Source organism: Acinetobacter sp. YH01010 (genome assembly GCF_013420775.1).
Classification (GTDB): Bacteria; Pseudomonadota; Gammaproteobacteria; order Pseudomonadales; family Moraxellaceae; genus Acinetobacter; species Acinetobacter amyesii.
The window spans coordinates 166,237-188,850 of record NZ_VOYF01000001.1; the positions used below are offsets into that span (position 1 = coordinate 166,237).

Genomic DNA, 22,614 nt, shown 5'->3' on the forward strand with positions numbered 1-22,614 from the left:
ATTAGTTGATAAAGAAATGAAAAAAAATGTGAGATAAAACATTATTTTTTAACAATTCTGCAATACTCCACGCCCTGAATTTGTCTTAATTTCAAATGAGATAAACCTTTAACTGCAGTATGACTATAACAACGCAATAAGGGGGTGGCTTATGACAACAACTGTTGTAACTTCTTGGAAATACAGTTCTTCTTCACGTTACTTAAAAATATTTTATGCGAATGGTTCTGGGGATCTCTTTTATCCAGTTTCACCTTTTATTTATGATAATTTACTTCGATGTAGTGATAAAACGGCATTTGTCCACAAATATCTAGAATATGATCTACATTTTTCACGAGTAAGCTTACAGGGTTAAACCGCTACAAGCTTAGCGCTATAGCAACAGTATTTTATTAATTAAAAAATATTTTCGATCAAATCAGGGCTGAATGCCCTGATTTTTAGTTGCGCCAACTCACCATAAAAAGCCCTGCACCCACATTTAATGTCGTACTGATAAAACGATCATCCGCTTCAACACGTTGGATAAATTCAGCGACCTCATTGGCATGTGATAGCACATTGTCCACGACTAACACGCCTCTTTGAGCTTGTATCAATTCAGCTAAATATGGCCAATACGCCACATATGCATCACGTTCTGCATCTAATAAAATGAAGTCATAACGCTGATTTAACTGCTGTAAAAAATGCAGTGCATCGCCCTGATGAAATTCGATGTATTCGGCTAAGCTTAAATTTGCCGCATGTTGTTTAGCTTGTTCGATACGCGCTGCATCAATTTCAATGGTTTCGACCCGCCCTTGTGTAGACTGCGCAGCATCTGCTAACCACAGCGTGGAATAGCCTGTAGATGTTCCAATTTCCAAGATTTGTTTGGCTTGTTTTAAGCGAATTTGCATAGCCAAAAACAGTGCAGACTCAGGCTCAATATTTCGGTAACGCGCAAGTCGGTGATTTTGCGCAGCATCGTGAGCACTAAAGTCTGCATAGAGTTGTTGCGTATAGTTTTTAAAATTTGCATCCATGCTTATGATTCTATCCTTTTGCTATTTCATTCATATTTATAAATTGAAGTACTAAATATCTACTTAGTGGGTTTCTTGGATCAGCTTAAAACGTGGAATTACTTCACCATCAATTTCAACGGTTTCCATAAACATCTCTAAGGGTCTGACCCACATGGAATAGTCGTCATACAAGCACTGATAGACCACAACTTTTTCACGCGTTTCACTATGTGTTGCAACATGAAAGACTTGATACAACTGACCTTTATAATGCTGATAAATCCCTTTCTTAACCTGCATGTCATTTCCTTAAAAAGTTCTCAATACAATTGCGTTGACTCTAGCATTCTCTCGCTTAAAGCGCGATGAATTCGTTTATTTTTCCACTATTTAACTTGTATTTCTCGATAGTGGCCCAATATTGACTGCATTCACATCGGTATATTCTTATGATTTAGAAAGAAATTTAATCACTTGATTTGTAAAACCGATTAATTTTATAAAAACAAACCGTTTCACCTATTTAATGGTTTGTTCTATCATTCTCTCATCAAATAAATTTACTCCTCTGGAGACGTTAGCAATGTTAGATCAAAATACTTCTGCTCAATTAAAAACCTTACTTGAACGCCTTGAAGGCCCGATTGAAATCGTCGCAACTTTAAACGGCACGGACAAATCAGACAAAATTAAAGAATTGGTGACTGAAGTTGCTGCTTTATCTGATTTAGTGACTGCACGTTTTGACGGTAACAACAGCCGTGCGCCAAGCTTTGGTATTGCAAAAGCAGGTGAAACACCACGCGTATTCTTCGCAGGTCTACCGATGGGCCACGAGTTCACGTCTTTGATTCTAGCTTTGCTACAAACTTCAGGTTATGCACCGAAAGTTTCTGACGAAGTACTGAATACCATTAAAGGTTTAGGTCTTAAAGCTGATTTTGATGTATTTGTATCACTCAGCTGCCATAACTGTCCTGACGTAGTTCAAGCACTAAACTTGATCGCAATTTACAACCCTGGCACAACTGCAACCATGATTGATGGTGCATTCTTCCAAGAAGAAGTGGAAGAACGCAAAATCATGGCTGTACCGATGGTATTCCAAGACGGCAATCACATCGGTCAAGGTCGTATGACCTTGGAAGAAATCATTGCCAAATTAGACACCAACTCTGCTGCAAAAGATGCTGAAAAGCTAAATGCCAAAGAAGCATTTGATGTCCTTGTGATTGGTGGTGGCCCTGCAGGTAATACTTCTGCAATCTATGCAGCACGTAAAGGTATTAAAACCGGTATCGTGGCTGAACGCATGGGCGGTCAGGTCATGGATACTATGGACATTGAGAACTTCACGTCGATTCAAAAGACCCAAGGTCCTAAGTTTGCTGCTGAAATGGAAGCACATGTACGTGAGTACGGTGTGGACATCATGAACTTGCAACGTGTATCAGACATCAAAGGTGCAGATCAAACAGCCAATGGTCTAGTTGAAGTAACTTTAGAGAATGGTGCAAAACTTGAATCTAAAACAGTGATTCTTTCAACAGGTGCACGCTGGAGAGAGATGAATGTTCCAGGTGAGCAAGAATACCGTACTCGTGGTGTTGCATACTGCCCACACTGTGACGGTCCATTGTTTAAAGGTAAACGTGTTGCAGTGATCGGTGGTGGTAACTCAGGTGTCGAAGCGGCGATTGACCTTGCTGGTATTGTAGAACATGTAACACTTGTTGAGTTTGATACTAAGCTTCGTGCTGACCAAGTCCTTCAAGACAAGTTAAACAGCTTACCGAATACCACTGTGATCATGAATGCATTGTCTACAGAAGTGGTCGGTGATGGTTCACAAGTGACTGCATTGAACTACAAAGACCGTGCAACTGATGAAATCAAAACGATTGAATTGGCTGGTATCTTTGTACAAATCGGTTTGTTACCAAATACTGATTTCTTAAAAGAAACAGCGGTTGAACTTTCAAACCGTGGTGAGATCGTAATTAACGAGCGTAACGAAACCAATGTGAAAGGTGTATTTGCTGCAGGTGACTGTACAACAGTACCGTACAAACAAATCATCATTGCAACAGGTGAAGGCGCGAAAGCTTCATTGTCTGCTTTTGATTACATCATCCGCTCTGGTCAATAATTCAATTTAGACAGAACAGCAAAAGCCAGTTTTCGAACTGGCTTTTTTTATGACTGAAAATTCATGTCTTGTTTCATTTATAAATTATTAATAAAACAAATATTTAACTCTCTGACGCTTTTCACTTACACAATAATGAGCAAAACAAACCGTTTAAAACTTGTACAGCAGCTTATTTGCACATTAAGATAAAACAATCATCACGGATTGATGGTTGACAATAACAACAAGAATGTTGGTCAAATTCGACTAAATGGAGAAACGCAATGCACTATCAATATCACTGTGCTTGTTGCAATAAAGTATTGGCTTCAAGCGATAAAGAATGTTCCGAATGTGGCTCGCATAATATCCGTAGCCCATATGGCTTTTGGATATTTTGCATACTCAGTTGTTTGGCTGTTGCCATTCTATTTAAGAGTGTTCAAGTGTATTTGCAACAGCACGATACTGAAGCGACAACCCAACTTAACATCTTTGAAGTACTCAAGCAGGATGGTAAAAATTAAGCTTTTTTACAACAGCCAAATACAGCCGTATGAACAGGCTGGCAATACCTAAATATTAGACAATCCGTATTTAAGCGCTATTATCCAGTTGCTTTAAAGTCATTCAAAGCGAGAAATTAAAATGATGAAAGCCTGAATGATTTCAGGCTTTTTTATGCGCTTGCATCGCCCTGCTTACTTATCTTCACGAGGAAAATTCTTTAAACTATGGCGATAGCAATGAGGTTCTAGATGATGGTGCAGTTAATCAAAAAAGGCGGTTTACGTGAACGCGCCAATCGTAGCCGATCATACAAAGGCTCTGAAAATACCGAAACTACCCTCAAGCCAAACCGTTATCGTGATCATGCTGAAACCACCGATATTGCACAAGATCCATCAAATACAGCACCGTCTAAAGACCAAGATCAAACCAATCCAGAGCAATAGAACTTGGACATAAAAAAAGCCAAGTTTTAATACTTGGCTTTCGCTTTGCTGACAGCAATATGTTTGCAGCTATTGAAGATTGAACATTCTAATTGCGTCGAACCACAGCCAAATCGCAAAAATTAAAAATAACGCCCCTGAAACCACATCAATATAACTACCCGAACGTTGGTAGAGTGCTTTAATTTTAGGCAAAGACATAATCATCATAAACAAACTAAACACAATAAAGGTTTGAATCGGAATGATGACAGCAAGCTGTGCTTTTAGGTTACTACTGGCTGATGAACTCAACGCCAGTGAGAACACACTACTAAAATAAATCAATGTTTTCGGATTGGCTAAATTTGTAAATAAACCTAATAAGAAATAATTTTCAGTATTCTGCTGACTTAAGGCCTGCCCATCTTCTAAATTGGCTGTTTGATTTAAACTTTTAAGCCCACCACTAAACATCGCCCAACCCATTTTCGCCAAGAAAAATCCACCAACAGCCATTAAAACTTGTTGTATCCATGGAAATTGCTCAACCAGAACCGTAAAGCCCAATAAGGTTAAAACGACCCACACCACAATCCCGACAGAGATCCCCGCAATAATTTTTAAGGTATTTGCACGCGTTGTTGATGCTGCACTTTTAGCAATTAATAATACATCTGGACCGGGACTCAACTGCGCAACAAAATGAAGCGCACAGATGGTGAATAACAGTGACATGCAAGCTGATTCATTTGAATTAAAACGTGAAGATTATATCGCTTGTTCAATTTGTTTGTTGGCAACACAAGGTTTATTTTTAGGCCGTATCAAAATTTACGCAAAAAAAAGCCGAATACACATTCGGCTTTTCATACTGAGTTACTTATTTTTTATTGACATCTTTCAGTTCAATTTGTTTCGCATCTGGCGTCACTTCACGAGCTTCACCATCAATAACGGATGAATCACGACCTGATTGCTGATTTTGCATATCTTGCATTTGACGCATCATATCTGCAAATGGGTTCTGACCTTGAGCACCGCCCATGCCTCCCATATCGCCCATCATGCCACCCATCATTTTTTCCATCATGGCTTGCTGACGCTTCATCATGGTTTTCATCATGACCGCTTTCATGGCACTTTGTACAGGTGGAATCAAAATAAGTAGTGCCATAATATCTGAGATTAGACCCGGCAACAGCAACAAGAAACCAGCCAAAATTTTAGGTAAATTTCCAGTTAAAGCTGGATCATTACTCATTTGACCCGCTTGCATTTGCTGCATTTGAGGCATCAGACCTGATGAATATTTACGGATAATATTCATCCCTATAAAGAAGGCCGCCACGAACCAGAAAAAGACATACCACATGCTGCCGACGAGGTCGCCCACACCGATCCAGACAAACACTTCCAGGATCAAGCCTGCTAAAATCAGAAGAAATAATTTCATGAAAATTAAACAAATCTCAGTAAATTAATTTAAGGTGTTGCGTTCAACTGCTCAATCACTATCAAGCTTTTTTGACACGCTTATGTAACAATATGGGCATTATTTTATTTTTAAAGGGCAAATAGGGCAAACATGTCATTAATTATCGGTATTGACCCTGGGTCGCGCTTAACTGGTTACGGCATCATCGAAAAGGATGGTTCTAAACTACGTTTTGTCGATGCTGGCACCATTCGTACCGAAACGACAGAAATGCCTGAACGCTTAAAACGTATCTTTGCTGGTATTGATCGTATCGTAAAGTTTCACGGGCCTACTGAAGCTGCGGTTGAACAAGTCTTTATGGCTCAAAACCCTGACTCGGCCTTAAAATTAGGTCAAGCACGTGGTGCTGCCATTGCCGCTTTAACCAATTTAGATTTACAAGTCGCTGAATATACTGCACGTCAAATTAAACAATCAGTAGTCGGCTATGGTGCTGCTGATAAAGAACAAGTCCAAATGATGGTTATGCGCATTCTGAACCTAAGTATCAAACCTCAGCAGGATGCAGCCGATGCTTTGGCTGCCGCAATTTGTCATGCGCATGCGTCTGGTAGTATGAGTAAAATGGCTGTACTGAATGCCTTAGGTGGTATGGCTCGTGGCCGAAGCCGTGTAAGCACTCGACGTCGATAAATAATCATCAAATCATATAGCGCAGTAATTCATTCTGTTTTCAAAAGCCCACTCAATCTAGTGATCAAATTTAGCGAATCATTTTAAAACCGCTATAGTCTAATTCATGCATTGGAATTTCTTGCTGATCGATTTTAGTCACGTCTGCTCGTAACGGCCCTACCAGACTGTGTTTCAGTATTTTATGAATGGCGTCTTCAGTTCCTATAATCAGCGCTTCAACTTCGCCCGTCGCTAGATTTTTCACATAGCCATTTAAACCGAGTGCAAGCGCTTGCTGCTCAAACCAACGACGGTAGCCAACACCCTGCACTTTACCTTGAATTCTCAATTTAACTGCATGCATTTTAGTCTTCAACACCTGAATGATTGACCACATGATAAACCGCTTGGGCCATATCCTGTGCTTGCAAACCACGCATCCCCGACTTCGCTAATACATCACCTGCTAAAGCATGCAGGCTTACGATTTCGTGCAGATGAATTTGCTGCTGAAATTGTGCTTTTAAACTTGCAATCATCCCCGCAAGCACATCTCCCATACCGCCTGTACCCATTCCCGCATTACCTGCGGTGCAAATCCAAAGCTGATCTTCAAGTATTAAGCTGCCTGCCCCTTTAAGCACCCATTGACCTTGAAATTTTTCTTTCAATTGTTGAATTGCTTGTACACGATCTGCTTCAACTTCAGCAATAGATAGACCCAATAATTTTGCAGCTTCACCCGGATGTGGCGTTGCATAGGTGCGTGCATTCAATTTTTCAGGTGTTTCTGCTAGAAACCACAAGGCATCGGCATCCAAAACAATTTCCAAGGTTGACTGCTGAATCAATGGAAACCATGACTGAAACTGCTGTTGTGCCCAATCGTCACGACCAAGCCCCATGCCAAAGCTAATCGCATCGACATGATCGATCAGTTGCCGAATCGCTTCTGTAGTTAATGCATTGATATCGCGTAGCATAATATTCGGTGCGCGCGCCAAAATAGCGGTGTGATGTCGTGCATCACAAACAACCGTAACCTTACCTGCACCTGCATGGAATGCAGCCTCAGCAGCCATAATCACCGCCCCACCCATTTCAGCATGGCCACCAACAACCAAAACATGGCCATAACTGCCTTTATGACCAAAAGCTTGACGTGCAGGTAAAGTGATTTTCTGTGGCGACAAATACGCAAGTGGTTTAAGCTCAGCATCAGTCGGTATGCATGCTATCACCGAAACTTCACCTGCATATTCCTTCGCTTGACCTGTAAATAGCCCTGCTTTTAGACCCAATGCCGTAAAGGTATAATCGGCTTGAAATGCGATGGGTAAAGGCTGTCCTGTATTGGCATGTAATCCGCTTGGAATATCAATCGCAACTTTAAGTCCCGTGCATGCATTCAATCGTTGAATAATGGCTTGCCATTCGCTAGAAAGTTCACGATTGAGCCCTATACCAAATAATGCGTCGATATAAACGTCATAGTCATGCTGAAAATCAAAATGTGTATAGATCTTGAGCTTGTGATCTATCGCTTCTTGTACAGCAGAATGTAAATCTTTCGATGCTCCAATTTCAGCGGCGTAAATATCGACTTGAAAGCCTGCTTGCTGTAGGTATTGCGCTGTAAGATAGCCATCTCCTGCGTTATTGCCCTGTCCACAACATACAGCGATATTTTTTAAATTTTGCTGCTTTAACATTGGAATGAGTTGCTGAGCAATCGACCATGCGACCTGCTGCATCAGACCATAACTGCTATTGTGCTGAGCAAACCAACGCTGCTCCCAAGCTTGAATACTTTGGCTAAGATAAACAGGGCTATGGTAAACTTGCAGGCGCATTGTTTTTCCTTGTTATGATTATGGCCGCTTCAACTCCTGCACAAAAAATTCCTGTCGATCAATATGATCCAGAAACCCTAAAAGCATGGATTAAAGCACAAGCCTTAAATTTAGGTTTTTCTGATTGTGTCATCGCAAAGCCAGATGCTCAAGAGGAACTCCCTCGTTTTAAAGAATATTTAGAACGTGGTTATCATGGCGATATGAAATTCCTAGAGGAAAACCTTGAAAAACGTGCCAATCCTGCACTTTTAGTCCCCGGCACACGCAGTATTATCTGTGTCCGCATGGACTATTTGGTCGAAACCCCAAAACCACGTTATGTTCCTGATGAGCCAAATGCAGCCATCATTGCACGCTATGCACGAGGTCGTGACTACCACAAAGTCATGCGTGGTCGTTTAAAAACCTTGTCGAATATCATCCGTGAAAAAATCGGAGATTTTGAATCTAGACCCTTTGCCGACTCTGCACCAGTGTTTGAAAAATCCTTAGCTGAAAATGCAGGCATGGGCTGGACAGGCAAACACACCTTACTGATCCATAAAAAATCAGGCTCATTTTTTGTATTAGGTGAGCTGTTTACATCACTCGAATTACCTTTTGATTCTCCGGCAACCAAACATTGTGGTTCATGCACAGCCTGTATTGATATCTGTCCAACTCAGGCCATCGTTGAGCCCTATATGTTAGATGCACGTAAATGCATTGCCTACTTAACCATCGAATATAAAGGCATCATTCCTGAAGAATTACGCCGTGGCATTGGCAACCGTGTGTTTGGCTGTGATGACTGTCAACTTATCTGTCCATGGAATAGCTTTGCGCATAAAACTCAAATTGAGGACTTTTATCCACGTCATGGCCTCGACCAAGTGAGTTTATTAGATCTATGGCAATGGGATGAAGCCACTTTTTTAAGCTGTACTGAAGGCAGTCCTATCCGACGAACAGGCTATCAAAGCTTTATGCGAAATATCGCCATTGGCTTAGGCAATGCACCATACAGTTCAAATATTGTTCAATCATTAAAAAATTCTCGCGAAAAACATGACGCGATTGTGCAAGTTCATATTGATTGGGCAATTGCAGAACAAAACTCAAAAATGCTTTAAGGGCTTTTATTCTATATTTTCCAGATCCTTACAAAGTTTTCTTTTAAGCTAAAACTTAGTGACGCAATCAAAGAAAATTGATTTTTCAGCTTAAAATAAACATTGCAGCGATTGTGCTGACATTTAACACAACTTTGTAAGTATCTTAAATATCAAAAGTTCTTTAAAAAAGCCATTTCAATGCACTTTAGCTAAATTTCAATGTTACAAAATAGTCTTGGAAGTCTGCAAATTTTACGTATGATGATCTGCATTAGGCAGAAAATATGGATTATTTATGAGCTACCGAAATGACTGGACACATCCAGAAATACAAGAGTTGTATCAACAACCATTGATGGATTTATTATTCCAAGCACAGACCATTCACCGTGAATATTTCCAAGCCAATCATATTCAAGTCAGCACCTTACTTTCGATTAAAACCGGTAAGTGCCCTGAAGACTGTAAATATTGCTCTCAGTCTGCACATTATGACTCTGGATTAGAAGCTGAAAAACGTCTGGCTGTGGAAAAAGTCATCAATGAAGCGAAAGCTGCGCTTGCCTCAGGTTCTTCGCGTTTTTGTATGGGCGCTGCATGGCGCAATCCACATGAACGGGACATGCCCTATGTGCTAGAAATGGTGCGTGAAGTCAAAGCGCTGGGACTTGAAACCTGTATGACCCTTGGCATGCTGAATCAGTCTCAAGCAGAGCGCCTACATGAGGCAGGCTTAGATTATTACAACCATAACCTCGATACCTCTCGTGAGTATTATCCCAATGTCATTAGCACGCGTAGCTATGATGACCGTTTAACGACGCTAGACTATGTTCGCCAATCTGGAATGAAAATCTGTAGCGGCGGAATTGTGGGCTTAGGTGAAAGCCGTGATGACCGTATCGCCTTTTTGATGGAGTTGGCAACGCTGCCGATTCATCCTGAATCCGTGCCGATTAATCTCCTTGTCCCTATTCAAGGTACCCCACTTGCAGAGGTTGAGAAACTTGATGTGATCGAATGGATTCGCACCATTGCAGTCGCACGGATCATTATGCCAAAAAGCTATATTCGACTCTCTGCAGGTCGTGAATCCCTGAGTGATTCAGAACAAGCTTTGGCATTTATGGCAGGTGCAAATTCACTCTTTTCTGGTGAAAAACTGCTGACCACGCCAAATGCAGGCGAAGGCAAAGATCAGCTTTTATTTAGCAAACTCGGTTTAATCGCGGAACAGCCCAAACCAACTGCTGCACAGCTTTCAACTGATGCCATGCAAATGGCTTAAAACCCAAGCCCCGAACATCGGGGCTTAGTTTTATTGAATGATCAGTGGTAGGTTTCAATGTGCAATGCAAGAGATGGTGCGAATAAATGAATGGTTGAATCACCATGAGTATGGAAAATATATCGATTACTTCGCAAAGTTATGTGCTGTTATTAAAATTCCATAGCCTGCATTTAAATAATCCCCTTCACGAATAATGTCTTGACCATTAGCATGTTGAACCACCAATTGCTGCTGAATCACATCATAATGAAAAGATTCAAAGCAATCCTGATGTTGTAATAACCATGCAATGGTATCTGCCATATTGGCATCGACGGTATAACGCTCGGCTTGAAAATCTTTACTCATATCTGCATGAAAACTGTGAATGTATTTCTATTTTAATGATTTCAATATTGACCGGCATTAAAAAAGTGAGCTTTCGCTCACTTTTTTTTCGGCTGAGACTCTGCATTACTTTGTCACACCGCACTTACGACATTCCTTGTGCGAACCGATTTCTTCCATTTGCTCGTATTCGTAAATATGCATGCAAAATAGTTTTCTGAATAATTGAAGCATGTTGTTAAAACTCCCGTTTATTTATTAATGTGCTTCTGAATATTTCGTCCTGAAATATTATGATCATGCCTAAACACGCCATAGCTAATTTATTAGCATATTTTTCCAATGAGTCAAATATCTTTACTTTAAAATGACACAATTTCGGATAATCGGTTATTTTTAAGCCTTCCTTATATTCACCTGAGTTATAAGGATTTTTATTAATATCAACATCACAGATATAGATTAATTTTCAGCAAATTTCGCACAAAAAAACTCCCCCTTAGGAGAGTTTTTTCAAATAGATGATCACATGAGTAACGTTATTCACAAGCCCAGATTTAAACGTTCTGACTGGCAAACTTCGCACGTGCAGCATGCAATTTTTTATAGCTATCAATCAGACGTAAATGACGATCTAAACCTTCAAGTTGCATATTGGTTTCAGTTAAACCGTAGAAGCGAAGACTGCCATCCATTGAACCAATCACTGCATCCATACGTTCGTCACCAAACATACGACGGAAATTATGTTCATAGTCATTGAGATCTAAGTCATCGTCCAATTCAACTTCTAAAACCACATTCATGCATTGATAGAACAAACCACGTTCAACTGTATTAGTGTTGTACTGAAGGAAGGTTTCGACCAACTCTTTTGCTTCTTCAAATTCTTGTAAGGCAATATAGATCAGTAGTTTGAGCTCAAGAACCGTTAATTGGCCCCATACGGTATTGTCATCAAACTCAATCCCGATGAGCGTCACAATATCCGTGTAATCATCCACCTCAAGCTCTTCTAAGCGCTCAACCAATGACACTAACTCGTCTTCATCTAAACGATGAATGTTTAAAATATCCTCACGGAAGTCCAAAGCTTTGTTGGTATTATCCCAAACCAAGTCTTCAACCAAATACACTTCAGAATAACCCGGAACTAAAATACGACATGCCGTAGCACCAAGATGCTGGTAGACCGCCATATACACTTCTTTGCCCATGTCTTCTAGAATCGCAAACATCGCTGCAGCTTCTTCCGCATTGGCATTTTCACCTTCAGATGTGAAATCCCACTCTACAAAATCATAGTCTGATTGTGCGCTAAAGAATTTCCAAGATACCAAACCACTTGAGTCAATAAAGTGTTCTACAAAGTTATTTGGCTCAGTGACTGCATTCGAGCTAAACGTTGGTTTTGGTAGATCGTTTAGACCTTCAAAGCTTCGGCCTTGTAGAAGCTCGGTTAAGCTACGCTCTAAAGCCACTTCGAGTTTAGGGTGCGCACCAAAAGATGCAAAAACCCCACCAGTACGTGGGTTCATTAAGGTTACACACATCACAGGGTACCGACCACCAAGTGAAGCATCTTTTACCAATACAGGAAAACCTTGTTCTTCAAGCCCTTTAATACCTGCAACAATACTTGGATATTTGGCTAAAACCTCTTCAGGAACATCTGGTAATGCCAATTCACCTTCTAAAATCTCACGTTTTACTGCACGTTCAAAGATTTCAGATAAGCATTGAACCTGCGCTTCTGCCAAGGTATTCCCTGCACTCATCCCGTTTGACAAGTATAAATTTTCAATCAAGTTTGATGGGAAATACACTGTTTCACCATCTGACTGACGGACAAAAGGAAGAGAGCAAATACCGCGTGCTGTATTTCCTGAATTGGTGTCATATAGATGTGTGCCTAACAACTCATCTTCTGGGTTATAAATTACACGTGTGTAGTCATCCAAAATTTCGACAGGTAACTCGCCTTCTGGGCCGGGTTGGAACCATTTTTCATCTGGATAGTGCACAAAGTCCGCATTGGCAATCTCTTCACCCCAGAACTGATCGTTATAGAAGAAGTTGCAATTGAGACGTTCAATAAATTCACCCAAAGCCGAGGCTAAGGCACTTTCTTTGGTTGAACCCTTACCATTGGTAAAACACATTGGCGATTGTGCATCACGAATATGTAGTGACCAAACATTCGGTACGATATTACGCCATGATGCAATTTCAATCTTCATGCCTAAACCAGCCAAAATACCTGACATATTGGCAATGGTTTCTTCTAGTGGCAGATCTTTACCCGGTATAAACGTGGTACTTTCTGACGCTAAATTTGGCATAAGTAAAGCTTGTGCATCTGCATCAATGCTTTCTACTTCTTCAATGACAAACTCAGGACCAGTCTGAATCACTTTTTTAACCGTACAGCGGTCAATTGAACGCAAAATGCCTTGACGGTCTTTTTCTGAAATATCCGCAGGAAGTTCGACTTGGATTTTGAAAATTTGCTTGTAGCGGTTTTCAGGATCAACAATATTATTTTGAGATAAACGAATATTGTCTGTCGGAATGTCTCGCGCTACACAATACACTTTTACAAAATACGCTGCACATAATGCTGATGACGCTAAAAAGTAGTCGAATGGTCCGGGAGCAGAGCCATCGCCTTTATAGCGAATAGGTTGGTCGGCAATTACCGTGAAGTCATCAAATTTGGCTTCTTGTCGAAGGTTATCGAGATAATTAACCTTAATTTCCATGTGGGCACCTAAATATTCTTATGTGTCAGTGCAACACATAAAAATGAAAACATAAGCCGAATAAATGTAGGACATTGACTTAAAAATGTGAGGCCAGTACCAATCTATGCGCTGTTGAGCACGGTACTGACAAGAATGGGCATTATTATAAGGTTATTTTGACTGTTTGATAACTTTTGTCGTGATTTACATCACGATAGGATTCGGCACTTTGTGCATTTTGGTCTAATCCAAGCTCAACTGCTGCAACTACAGCCAATTTGTTGTGTTAGTGTGCAGCCGTGAAGAAAAAGGCTTGTCTTTTAAAAAAATCTTCGCTAGTATGCTTTGCGTCTGAACTTGTTGATAAATAACACATTCAGAATATAGGGCCTATAGCTCAGTTGGTTAGAGCAGCGGACTCATAATCCGTTGGTCCACAGTTCAAGTCTGTGTGGGCCCACCATATAAAACAACCCCTTACGTGCATTAATCGTGAGGGGTTTTTTAATGTTAAAAGCTAAGTAAAGTTTGTCTAAGCCTTTAAAAGATATGGCAGATAACATATAGATACGTACAAAACTTCAAGTCAACTTGAGTAAGCTACGATTGGTTAATACGAGAAGTAGGTTATAAAGAAATACATTCAAGAAAAATTTAAAAGCTTAAGTTCTAGATACCCTTAAATAAAGTCACGATTTGTTATACTTAAAAGGTATTATTTTATTCATTATAAGCAAATGTTTTTTGATTCATGACATTTAGAAATACTATATATTTCACACTTTAAAAGCACAAATATTAAGACTCAACCTGTTCAGGCTTTCTTAAGTCCAAATAAAACTCAACAATTGACCAAATAACAATCAAAGCAAACATAGCAACAGCGAATAACACAGCAGTTAAATAAATCATGCTTGAGTTCTCCGTTAGAAAACGAGTTAAGACCAACAGGTTAAAAATTTTAATCTACGACAAAAGTCTAATAAGAATTTCTGACGGTGCCTAGCCATATTTAGCAAATTTTTAAGAGTATTTTTATCTATGATGATAGCTTTGCTATATAAAATTTAACCGATTTATTGCTAAAAAGTATAATTCTTCAATCCGCCCTTCTTATTCCGATTTGAAATATCTGCACAATTCAGATCAAAGCTCACTTAAATCCTCTTGACTCATGATCCAAACAAGCAGAAATTACACCTTTTTAAAATCACCGTATCACCGACTATGTTGAAAAAGTTTATTGGCGAATCTGCATTTAAATTGGCAGGCTGGAAATACCACGTAGAACCTGATGTTTTAGAAAATAAACAAGTGATCGTCGGCTTTGAACACACCTCAATGATGGATGCTGTTCTTTCACTGGCCCTTTGCCAAATTTACGACATTAAAATTCACACGCTGATTAAAAAAGAACTCTTTAAAGGTCCATTTAAACCTGTACTTGAAGCGATTGGCGGTATTCCTGTAGACCGTAAAGCCAATAAAGACATCGTGACTCAAATGGTTGAGCATTTTGAAGCCAATGAAAAATTTAATTTAGTCATTGCTCCAGAAGCGACCCGTGCAGAACGTGGTGAAGCACGAAAACCGATTCGTACAGGCTTTTGGTATATCGCTAAAGCAGCAGGTGTGCCGATTGTATTAATGTATGCCAACTCAAAAACCAAACAAGGCGGTATTTTCGGTAAGATTTACCCGACTGACCTCGATCACGATTTAGCTTTAATTAAGCAGCTCTATAAAGATAAAGTAGGTTTAGACATCGTGATCCCAGAACCTAAAAATAAAGACTAAGTGCCATTCACGTTTTTTTAAGATATACGTACTTAAAGATATAAATGTATCGTGCTCCATGCATTGTACATTTATATCTTCCTTTTATAACAAGATCACCTCGCTCCTTTCAGCCCAATTCTCATCATAAGAAAAATTACAGTACGAGCGTTTAGACATTTCGCATTATTTTCTCAAATTTGGATATTTTTTTTTCAACTACTCAATTCATGAAATCCAGTACTTTCACACAAAAAAGCCATTATGGTAGAATTTGCTCAATTTGATAGGCATAAGGCCAATCTACAAGGAGCATATTTCGCATGGCGGGTCATTCCAAGTGGGCTAATACTAAGCATCGTAAAGCAAAACAAGATGCGAGCCGCGCTAAAGTATTCACAAAATTTATCCGTGAAATCGTGACAGCTGCACGTTTAGGCGGCGGTGATGTAGCGTCTAACCCACGTTTACGTGCTGTTGTTGAAAAAGCATTAGTTGCAAACATGACACGTGACACCATTAACCGTGCAATCCAACGCGGTGTGGGCGGTGAAGAAAATGCTGATCTAAAAGAAGTCACTTACGAAGGTTATGGCGTTGGTGGTGTTGCTGTCATCATTGAAACAATGACTGACAACTTGAACCGTACTGTTCCTGACGTTCGTCACTGCTTCTCTAAAACTGATGGTAATTTAGGTACTGCAGGTTCAGTGGCTTATATGTTTACCAAACGTGGTGAGATTACTTTTGAAGATGTTTCTTTAGAAGATCAAATTATGGACATCGCTTTAGAAGCGGGTGCTGAAGACATCGAAGTGGACGAAGAAGAAATTCTAGTTATCACTACACCTGAAACTTTCGGTGAAGTTCAGGATGCGCTTGCAGCAGCAGGTTTAAAATCTGATAACGCAGAAGTGGTCATGAACCCTTCAACGAAAGCGTTAATTTCAGATATCGAACAAGCGAAAAAAATCATCAAAATGATTGATATGTTTGAAGATCTTGACGACGTTCAAAACGTGTATACCAACGTTGAATTCACCGATGAAGTGATGGCTGAGTTAGAAGCCCTATAATTTCTTCATTATGAAATAAAAAACGCACCCATCGGTGCGTTTTTTATTGCTAAGCTTTCAACGGATAATGAGTTTGAATTAAGTGCAGCACTCAAACCTTATTTAACAATCCATTACAGTTAAAGACATTATATTGTTTAATCACGAAGCTCGAGTGTAATGCGACCACATGTTCAATTTTTCCAATACGCTTGAGTAAAATTTCACTGTAATTTTCCATATCTCGTGCCACCACTTCAACCAAGAAATCAGCTGACTGCCCTGTCACTAAAAATGCATTAATCACTTCAGGAATACTTTCTAATTCTTCTAAAAATTTTGCAAAAGTATCCGTATCATGTTTACTGAGTGACACCTGTAAAATTACATGTAGACTAAACCCTAATTTCTGATAATTAATTTCACGCTTTAAACCGCTCATAATATTGTGATCAATCAATTGTTTGATCCGCCGATGAACGGAACTGACCGATAAATTCACCCGCTCTGATAGTTCATTTAAATTGACATCTTCATGGGTCAAAATTTCTAAAATTTGTTTATCAAAACGGTCTAGTTCCATCGGTCTACTCCAGCCATTTTTGAAAACAGTGCTGATGATCCCGATTCATCAAACACCTGTTGTCATTTTCAATGTTATTTTAAATTTTAAAATCAGCATTTATGTGCAAGTTTTCTCATGTATAGCATGATTTATTAAAAATAATAAAGCTCAGATGCATCATATAAATAATAATTTGCATAAATATCTTGATTAAATGAATGTTTTTTCATCACGGTTTGATTTTTTATATTACCAAGTAAGTATTAAGTGGCTTAAAAAAAGCGCGCCATTAGGCGCGCTTTTTTTAAGCAGTATGACGCAAAGTTTCATATAAAGGGCTTATACACCACGCCAATCTACCCGTGCATTCCGTTCTGTTTGGTATATGCGTTGTACATATTGACCTAAAGGCAAATCGCTCAAATAGGCTTTATAAGCTTTGAACTCTTCTGACAAGGTTTCGCCATGCTCTTTTTCCCACGGCGTTCCGACAACCTCTAATAACGGCGCTAACATTGAACACACCGCAATATCGGCTAAACCTAATCGGTCGCCCACAAAATAACGCCCACCTTGTTCAATCAGACGTTGATTTAAATCAACCACAATTTCATCCAGTCGCTCACGTGAAGCCGCAACCTTATCTGTATCTAATTGATAACCCTTAGAAACCAGTGCCTTTATAATCGGTTTTGAATATTTTTCAAACTGACGTAAATAGCCTTTTTCACCAATTAAAATATCAAGTGATTCTTCACTTTCATTTAATACATGTGCCAACCCCCAACGGCGCACATGTTGCCCTAACTCAATGGAGAGTTCATTAATTTCTAAAGCGTCTTCACGCAGTTTGACATCTGGACGGATCAGACTATGTTCGGGGTAGGTCGCATCCAAGTAAAAGGCGATTTGAGTTGAATCTGCAACCCAATGATCTTGATCACGTAAAATCGGTAATTTGTTTTGCCCTGTTTTAAGCTGTGCAAATGCACGATGTACACCCGGCATTAAATTATGAGCCACATAATCCAACTCTTTATGATCGAGTAACCAGCGCGCCTTTTCACAAAAATGTGAGAGTGGAAACTGGTAGAGAGTTCGCATAAATGCTCCAAGTTTTTGTTGTAACTGTAGTTTATAAAACCCAGTAATTTTATAGGGATACTTTAGTCACTGTGTTATTGAAACACAATGTCATTTTTGCACCTATTCTGCATCTGTAGTGCAACTCAAGCATTATTCAGACGTGAATTCATCTCTATCTCTGCGCGATTCAATAAGATATACATTCTCCTGCCCATATCACCTGACTTTATTATGGCTTTCATGTAAAATCATCCACAATTTTTTTATAATACTTTGTGAGTTATTTCATGGGTTTTAACTGTGGTATTGTCGGCCTGCCGAACGTTGGTAAATCAACGCTTTTCAACGCATTAACCAAAGCTGCGATTGCTGCTGAAAACTTCCCATTCTGTACAATTGAGCCAAATACTGGGATTGTACCTGTACCTGACCCACGTATGGATAAACTTGCTGAAATTGTAAACCCACAACGTGTTGTCCCAACCACGATGGAATTTGTGGATATCGCAGGTCTCGTTGCTGGTGCATCTAAAGGTGAAGGCCTTGGTAACCAATTCTTAGCCAACATTCGTGAAACGGATGCTATTGCACATGTTGTACGTTGTTTTGAAGACGAGAATGTCATTCACGTAAATGGCAAAATTGACCCACTTGACGATATCGCAACAATCAACACTGAACTTGCACTTGCTGACTTAGAAGCTGTTTCTAAAGCAATTACACGTCTAGCAAAATCTGCAAAAGGTGGCGATAAAGAAGCGATTGCGACCAAAGCTGTTTTAGACAAAATCTTACCTTTACTGGATGAAGGTAAACCTGCGCGTGCAGCTGACCTTGATGAAGATGAACGTAAATTGGTGCGTGGTTATGGCTTCTTAACCCTTAAACCAACCATGTATATTGCCAACGTTGCAGAAGATGGTTTCGAAAATAACCCTCACTTAGAAGCAGTACAAAAATTAGCTGCTGAAGAAAATGCGATTGTGGTTCCACTTTGCAACCAAATCGAAGCAGAAATTTCATTACTTGAAGACGAAGACCGTGCGGAATTCCTTGAAGCTTTAGGCATGGAAGAACCTGGTCTAAACGTAGTTATTCGTGCAGGTTATGGCTTACTCGGCCTTCAAACATACTTCACAGCTGGTGTACAAGAAGTTCGTGCTTGGACAGTAAAAATTGGTGCAACTGCACCTCAAGCTGCAGGTGTGATTCACACTGACTTCGAAAAAGGCTTTATTCGTGCTGAATGTGTTGCCTACAACGACTTCGTTCAATACAATGGTGAAGCTGGCGCTAAAGAAGCAGGTAAATGGCGTTTAGAAGGTAAAACATACATCGTTCAAGATGGCGATGTTTTACACTTCCGTTTTAACGTATAAAACAGCACCCATAAGAAGCCAGCAATTTGCTGGCTTCTTTAATTTTAGGCAAATGATGAAGCCAAAAAATAAGCATATTTAAAAACTTAAAACCTGCTTAAAAACAAAATTATATCGACACGAATACATGATTTGGTTGCTGAGTCACTACAGTGCAAAGACTTAAATCTCTACCGTTCTGCTATAAATTTACCCATAGGCACTAATGCCTATTTTCATAGAACAATAGCAATGAAAAAAATCAGCACAATTCTAACAGCAGGTATCTTTACAATGCTTAGTGCAACTGCGTTTGCATGTCCACAAGGCACCACACTTACAGGTGGTACAGGTGCAAACCATAAAGGTGGTACTTGTGTTTCCATTGCTAAAGATGCAAAACATCAGGAACGTACTGCTACACATGCAGCACAAGCTGCGCAGCATGATGCAAAAGTCGCTCGACACGATGCAAAACAAGCCAGCCAATTGGCTCAGAGCAAAGTGAAACATAATCAAAAATTAGCAAAACATGATGCAGCTCAAGCACAGCATCTTGCAACACAAGCAAAATCAGAAGCTAGAACTTCAGTCCATGCTGCCAAAGCTGCAAATACTGACGCAAAAGCAAAAATCGCTGCACAAAAGGTCGCAGCGGAACAACATAAAGCTGCTGTGAAATCATAAACAGTTGAGAATTAACACATCGCAAAAAAAAGCCGGAATTATCCGGCTTTTTTATTCAAAACATTTATGGGTGAGCGGTATGTAATGCTTTTGCATCCATCTCAGCACGCTGTCTTCTTGCTTCTGTCAGCATGCGTTGTTCAAGCTCTTTACGAAAGCCGAGTAGAAATACAAACTCAGCTAGGACAAATAAAGGCCCTATTGCCAAGCCAATGACATCATCCATAAACGCAGGCTTTTTCTTTTCATAATAATGACCGATAAATTGGATGATCCAACCCACAACAAAGATCCCCACACTCCAGATCAACCATGACATAAGGCTCATTTTTGCGATCATTAAGGCTAAGGGATATGTGACGGCAAACACCAAAAGCATGATCAAACCGAAAATTTTATCTAAACTCAGGTAATAAATGACACTGGCAATAATCAACAACAATGCAAGAGTCAGTTCAAAACCCGAAATCATTAGCCCTGCTCGTGCGGTTAGACACATAATTGAAAACACAATAAGCGGAATACCCACAAAATGCGTCAGCACATTTTTTCGATCTAAATGATATGCTGCATACTGGCTTAGCAATCTTTCAAGTTTGCTCATTAACTTACTTCTTGTTCATTCACTCATTTCACTATATAAAAAATGCATCAATAAAGTTGTCATCTAATAGACAAGTTGGACCATAAAATAAGGATATGCTGTGCTGGACGCTCAATATGTGCATCAACTCAATAAAAATGTGTGGTATTCAGGCTTAAATATTTCCTTCCAAGACTTTATCTGCCGCCATGCCCTGACCTTAACTTTCGAAAAAGACGCACGTGTTTTTTTATCAGGACAGCGTTTTAATGGTATGTATGCAGTCTTAGATGGCGCAGTTCGCTTAGGCTATATTGATATTCATGGCAAAGAAGCGATTGCCGCCATTGCTGAGCCAATTATGTGGTTTGGCGAAATATCCTTGGTTGACCAATTACCACGCTCTCACGATGCCATCTGTATCAAAAAATCCACTTTATTACACTTACCGGCTCAAGCAATTCAGCAATTATTACAACGACACCCTGAGTTTTGGTTTCATATTGCCCAGCTCACCAGTCAAAAACTTCGCTATGCCTTTATGGAACTCATTGCCTTACATACGCAAAGTTTAAGTCAACGTCTCGCACAGCGTCTGCTGTTTATTTTAAATGGATATGGAAATCATTTGGAAATTGAGCAACACACCATACACATCTCACAGGAACAACTCGCGCAACTGATGAATTGCTCAAGACAATCAGTCAATCAGGAGCTTCAGCAGTTGGAAAAAATGCAGGTGCTTCGTGTTGCGTTTAAACAAATTGAAATTTTAGATCTAGCGCAGTTACATCAGATTGCTCATGCACTTCCTGTGCATGATGTCTGACATTTGTGATTTAAATAAGTGCATTTAATTGCACCAGAATGATTCTTTATAGTTATTTTGCTTTTATTTGTGGCACTTCGCTTTATCGAGTTTTGATCACGACAATAATTGGCAAACATTTACACTGTCAAAACCATTTGTACATGCTGCAACTTCTTGAGTTGATGCTTCTGATTTGTCTTCAGTCGCTGCTTGTACATTGATCGCTGTAGTCAAAACAGCCAAAACCGATAACTTCATTAATGTTTTTTTCATCTTAATCACCTATTCAACGTCTTTAATTTAACTTACATACTTCATCTTTTACGCAGTAATTTTTACATAATTTATCAAATAATGATAATTTTAATTTTTAATCACATTATCTATACTTTATATTATTAATATTTTAAAGATATTAATTAAAGAGAAGGTCAGACGACTGGCGTTCTAAAATGGGGGGATTTTTTATCAATAAATTTTTCTCAAAAGATATTTTTACTATTCATTATCTATGCTTTATCTATTTAACTTCAGAAAACAACCATGCAATTTGGAATTTAGCTCAATACTACGGCAGCGCACTGATTTAATTTTTATATAAAATAGCGATGATTTTAGGAGGATTTTCCAATCCTCTCTTATAGATTTATTCTTGTTTTTGATATTTTCCAAAAAAAAGCAGTGAAAATTCACTGCTTTGATCGGGTTAAATGCCTACTTTTTTCGGATCGGTATTTCCGAGTTCAGGGTTTTCAATCGCACCTTTGCATTGATTTTTATCACGCTCATAATCTGCTTGCTTCTGTGCAACAGTCGAACTCTGATCAATACTTTCACGTGCCCAAATTTCCAAACTTGTCAAAGCCTTACGACACAGCGCGTATTTGCCTTCCGTAACAGAATCGGTCATTTTGACATTGATACGCCATTCCGTACTCAATTTACGCGCTGGAATACGAACTTTCTCTTCCATCTGATCGACTTGTTTTGCATAAACAATCGGATCGACTTCATTGATAAACGCCCAAGCTTTGGCAGCATACTCCGTTGCATCATTGGTTAATTTGGGTGCTGCTTTAATTTCAACTTGAGCTTGTTCAGCTCCATCATTACCACAGGCCTGCAACAACACCGTGCTGCTCAATAATGAAACAATCAGTATCCCTCGCATCTTCAACCTCTGCAT

25 protein-coding genes and 1 tRNA gene are annotated in these 22,614 nt (G+C 39.5%); 13 read left to right on the forward strand and 13 right to left on the reverse strand.

Annotation, left to right across the window (positions count from 1 at the left end; all coding sequences use genetic code 11):
• The first annotated feature begins 151 nt into the window (after nt 1–151).
• A complete protein-coding gene (locus FTT77_RS00875) occupies nt 152–358 on the forward strand; it encodes a KTSC domain-containing protein (RefSeq protein ID WP_078189026.1) in 207 nt (68 codons plus the stop codon).
• 85 nt (nt 359–443) lie between these two features.
• Here FTT77_RS00875 and FTT77_RS00880 read toward each other — a convergent pair whose 3' ends face one another.
• Nucleotides 444–1,037 (reverse strand): O-methyltransferase, encoded by a 594-nt coding sequence (locus FTT77_RS00880; protein WP_373685365.1) that lies wholly within the window; start codon nt 1,035–1,037, stop codon nt 444–446.
• Nucleotides 1,038–1,094: 57 nt separating this feature from the next.
• The gene (locus FTT77_RS00885; protein WP_180010283.1) at nt 1,095–1,313 is read right to left on the reverse strand and encodes a DUF1653 domain-containing protein; all 219 of its coding nucleotides are present in this window, start codon (nt 1,311–1,313) and stop codon (nt 1,095–1,097) included.
• Nucleotides 1,314–1,596: 283 nt separating this feature from the next.
• On the opposite strand from FTT77_RS00885, the gene ahpF reads away from it, so the two are divergent.
• The 3 genes from ahpF to FTT77_RS00900 all read left to right on the forward strand — a co-directional run bounded on the left by ahpF (nt 1,597) and on the right by FTT77_RS00900 (nt 4,100).
• A complete protein-coding gene (ahpF, locus tag FTT77_RS00890) occupies nt 1,597–3,162 on the forward strand; it encodes an alkyl hydroperoxide reductase subunit F (protein WP_180108753.1) in 1,566 nt (521 codons plus the stop codon).
• A gap of 266 nt (nt 3,163–3,428) precedes the next feature.
• Entirely contained in the window at nt 3,429–3,671 is a 243-nt protein-coding gene (locus FTT77_RS00895; RefSeq protein WP_078192893.1) for a hypothetical protein, read from the forward strand.
• Between the two features lie 234 nt (nt 3,672–3,905).
• Nucleotides 3,906–4,100, forward strand: coding sequence for a hypothetical protein (locus FTT77_RS00900; protein ID WP_168379657.1), 195 nt, complete (start codon nt 3,906–3,908; stop codon nt 4,098–4,100).
• 69 nt (nt 4,101–4,169) lie between these two features.
• Here the strand turns inward: FTT77_RS00900 and FTT77_RS00905 are convergent, their stop codons facing one another.
• Together FTT77_RS00905 and FTT77_RS00910 are read right to left on the reverse strand one after the other, a co-directional pair.
• The gene (locus tag FTT77_RS00905) at nt 4,170–4,817 is read right to left on the reverse strand and encodes a LysE family transporter (protein WP_180003124.1); all 648 of its coding nucleotides are present in this window, start codon (nt 4,815–4,817) and stop codon (nt 4,170–4,172) included.
• 145 nt (nt 4,818–4,962) lie between these two features.
• Nucleotides 4,963–5,535 (reverse strand): FxsA family protein, encoded by a 573-nt coding sequence (locus tag FTT77_RS00910; RefSeq protein ID WP_180042143.1) that lies wholly within the window; start codon nt 5,533–5,535, stop codon nt 4,963–4,965.
• A gap of 132 nt (nt 5,536–5,667) precedes the next feature.
• On the opposite strand from FTT77_RS00910, the gene ruvC reads away from it, so the two are divergent.
• Nucleotides 5,668–6,213, forward strand: coding sequence for a crossover junction endodeoxyribonuclease RuvC (gene ruvC / locus FTT77_RS00915; protein ID WP_078189034.1), 546 nt, complete (start codon nt 5,668–5,670; stop codon nt 6,211–6,213).
• Nucleotides 6,214–6,283: 70 nt separating this feature from the next.
• On the opposite strand, the gene FTT77_RS00920 is transcribed toward ruvC, so the two are convergent.
• A complete protein-coding gene (locus FTT77_RS00920; protein WP_168379658.1) occupies nt 6,284–6,559 on the reverse strand; it encodes an acylphosphatase in 276 nt (91 codons plus the stop codon).
• Nucleotide 6,560: 1 nt separating this feature from the next.
• On the reverse strand, nt 6,561–8,048 hold the full coding sequence (locus tag FTT77_RS00925; protein WP_180108754.1) for an NAD(P)H-hydrate dehydratase: 1,488 nt from the start codon (nt 8,046–8,048) through the stop codon (nt 6,561–6,563).
• A gap of 20 nt (nt 8,049–8,068) precedes the next feature.
• Here FTT77_RS00925 and queG point away from each other — a divergent pair, with 20 nt between their 5' ends.
• Together queG and bioB are read left to right on the forward strand one after the other, a co-directional pair.
• The gene (gene queG / locus FTT77_RS00930; protein ID WP_180108755.1) at nt 8,069–9,163 is read left to right on the forward strand and encodes a tRNA epoxyqueuosine(34) reductase QueG; all 1,095 of its coding nucleotides are present in this window, start codon (nt 8,069–8,071) and stop codon (nt 9,161–9,163) included.
• A gap of 277 nt (nt 9,164–9,440) precedes the next feature.
• The gene (gene bioB / locus FTT77_RS00935) at nt 9,441–10,433 is read left to right on the forward strand and encodes a biotin synthase BioB (protein WP_180027230.1); all 993 of its coding nucleotides are present in this window, start codon (nt 9,441–9,443) and stop codon (nt 10,431–10,433) included.
• 126 nt (nt 10,434–10,559) lie between these two features.
• Here bioB and FTT77_RS00940 read toward each other — a convergent pair whose 3' ends face one another.
• A complete protein-coding gene (locus tag FTT77_RS00940; protein ID WP_111885746.1) occupies nt 10,560–10,784 on the reverse strand; it encodes a hypothetical protein in 225 nt (74 codons plus the stop codon).
• Nucleotides 10,785–11,320: 536 nt separating this feature from the next.
• The gene (locus FTT77_RS00945) at nt 11,321–13,525 is read right to left on the reverse strand and encodes an OsmC domain/YcaO domain-containing protein (RefSeq protein WP_180108756.1); all 2,205 of its coding nucleotides are present in this window, start codon (nt 13,523–13,525) and stop codon (nt 11,321–11,323) included.
• A 368-nt stretch (nt 13,526–13,893) separates the two neighbouring features.
• On the opposite strand from FTT77_RS00945, the gene FTT77_RS00950 reads away from it, so the two are divergent.
• From FTT77_RS00950 to FTT77_RS00960, 3 genes are all read left to right on the forward strand, one after another.
• Nucleotides 13,894–13,970: transfer RNA gene (locus FTT77_RS00950), tRNA-Ile, on the forward strand.
• A gap of 764 nt (nt 13,971–14,734) precedes the next feature.
• The gene (locus FTT77_RS00955; protein ID WP_078189041.1) at nt 14,735–15,304 is read left to right on the forward strand and encodes a 1-acyl-sn-glycerol-3-phosphate acyltransferase; all 570 of its coding nucleotides are present in this window, start codon (nt 14,735–14,737) and stop codon (nt 15,302–15,304) included.
• Between the two features lie 302 nt (nt 15,305–15,606).
• Complete coding sequence (locus FTT77_RS00960; RefSeq protein WP_078189042.1) at nt 15,607–16,359, forward strand: YebC/PmpR family DNA-binding transcriptional regulator; 753 nt, start codon at nt 15,607–15,609, stop codon at nt 16,357–16,359.
• Between the two features lie 91 nt (nt 16,360–16,450).
• Here the strand turns inward: FTT77_RS00960 and FTT77_RS00965 are convergent, their stop codons facing one another.
• Together FTT77_RS00965 and FTT77_RS00970 are read right to left on the reverse strand one after the other, a co-directional pair.
• The gene (locus tag FTT77_RS00965; protein WP_180050071.1) at nt 16,451–16,921 is read right to left on the reverse strand and encodes an Lrp/AsnC family transcriptional regulator; all 471 of its coding nucleotides are present in this window, start codon (nt 16,919–16,921) and stop codon (nt 16,451–16,453) included.
• Nucleotides 16,922–17,242: 321 nt separating this feature from the next.
• Complete coding sequence (locus tag FTT77_RS00970; protein ID WP_168379640.1) at nt 17,243–18,007, reverse strand: glutathione S-transferase family protein; 765 nt, start codon at nt 18,005–18,007, stop codon at nt 17,243–17,245.
• 269 nt (nt 18,008–18,276) lie between these two features.
• Between FTT77_RS00970 and ychF the strand changes: the two genes are divergently transcribed.
• Nucleotides 18,277–19,368: a redox-regulated ATPase YchF gene (gene ychF, locus FTT77_RS00975; RefSeq protein ID WP_078189045.1), complete on the forward strand. Its 1,092-nt coding sequence runs from the start codon at nt 18,277–18,279 to the stop codon at nt 19,366–19,368.
• A 273-nt stretch (nt 19,369–19,641) separates the two neighbouring features.
• The gene (locus tag FTT77_RS00980) at nt 19,642–20,034 is read left to right on the forward strand and encodes a hypothetical protein (RefSeq protein WP_373685422.1); all 393 of its coding nucleotides are present in this window, start codon (nt 19,642–19,644) and stop codon (nt 20,032–20,034) included.
• Nucleotides 20,035–20,098: 64 nt separating this feature from the next.
• Here the strand turns inward: FTT77_RS00980 and FTT77_RS00985 are convergent, their stop codons facing one another.
• Entirely contained in the window at nt 20,099–20,638 is a 540-nt protein-coding gene (locus FTT77_RS00985; RefSeq protein WP_078189046.1) for a DUF962 domain-containing protein, read from the reverse strand.
• A 100-nt stretch (nt 20,639–20,738) separates the two neighbouring features.
• On the opposite strand from FTT77_RS00985, the gene FTT77_RS00990 reads away from it, so the two are divergent.
• Nucleotides 20,739–21,446 carry a Crp/Fnr family transcriptional regulator gene (locus tag FTT77_RS00990; protein WP_180074055.1) on the forward strand — a complete coding sequence of 236 codons (708 nt, stop codon included), beginning with the start codon at nt 20,739–20,741 and terminating at the stop codon, nt 21,444–21,446.
• Nucleotides 21,447–21,542: 96 nt separating this feature from the next.
• Here FTT77_RS00990 and FTT77_RS00995 read toward each other — a convergent pair whose 3' ends face one another.
• Both FTT77_RS00995 and FTT77_RS01000 read right to left on the reverse strand, forming a co-directional pair.
• On the reverse strand, nt 21,543–21,701 hold the full coding sequence (locus tag FTT77_RS00995; RefSeq protein ID WP_257221543.1) for a hypothetical protein: 159 nt from the start codon (nt 21,699–21,701) through the stop codon (nt 21,543–21,545).
• A 433-nt stretch (nt 21,702–22,134) separates the two neighbouring features.
• Entirely contained in the window at nt 22,135–22,614 is a 480-nt protein-coding gene (locus tag FTT77_RS01000) for a hypothetical protein (RefSeq protein WP_180027232.1), read from the reverse strand.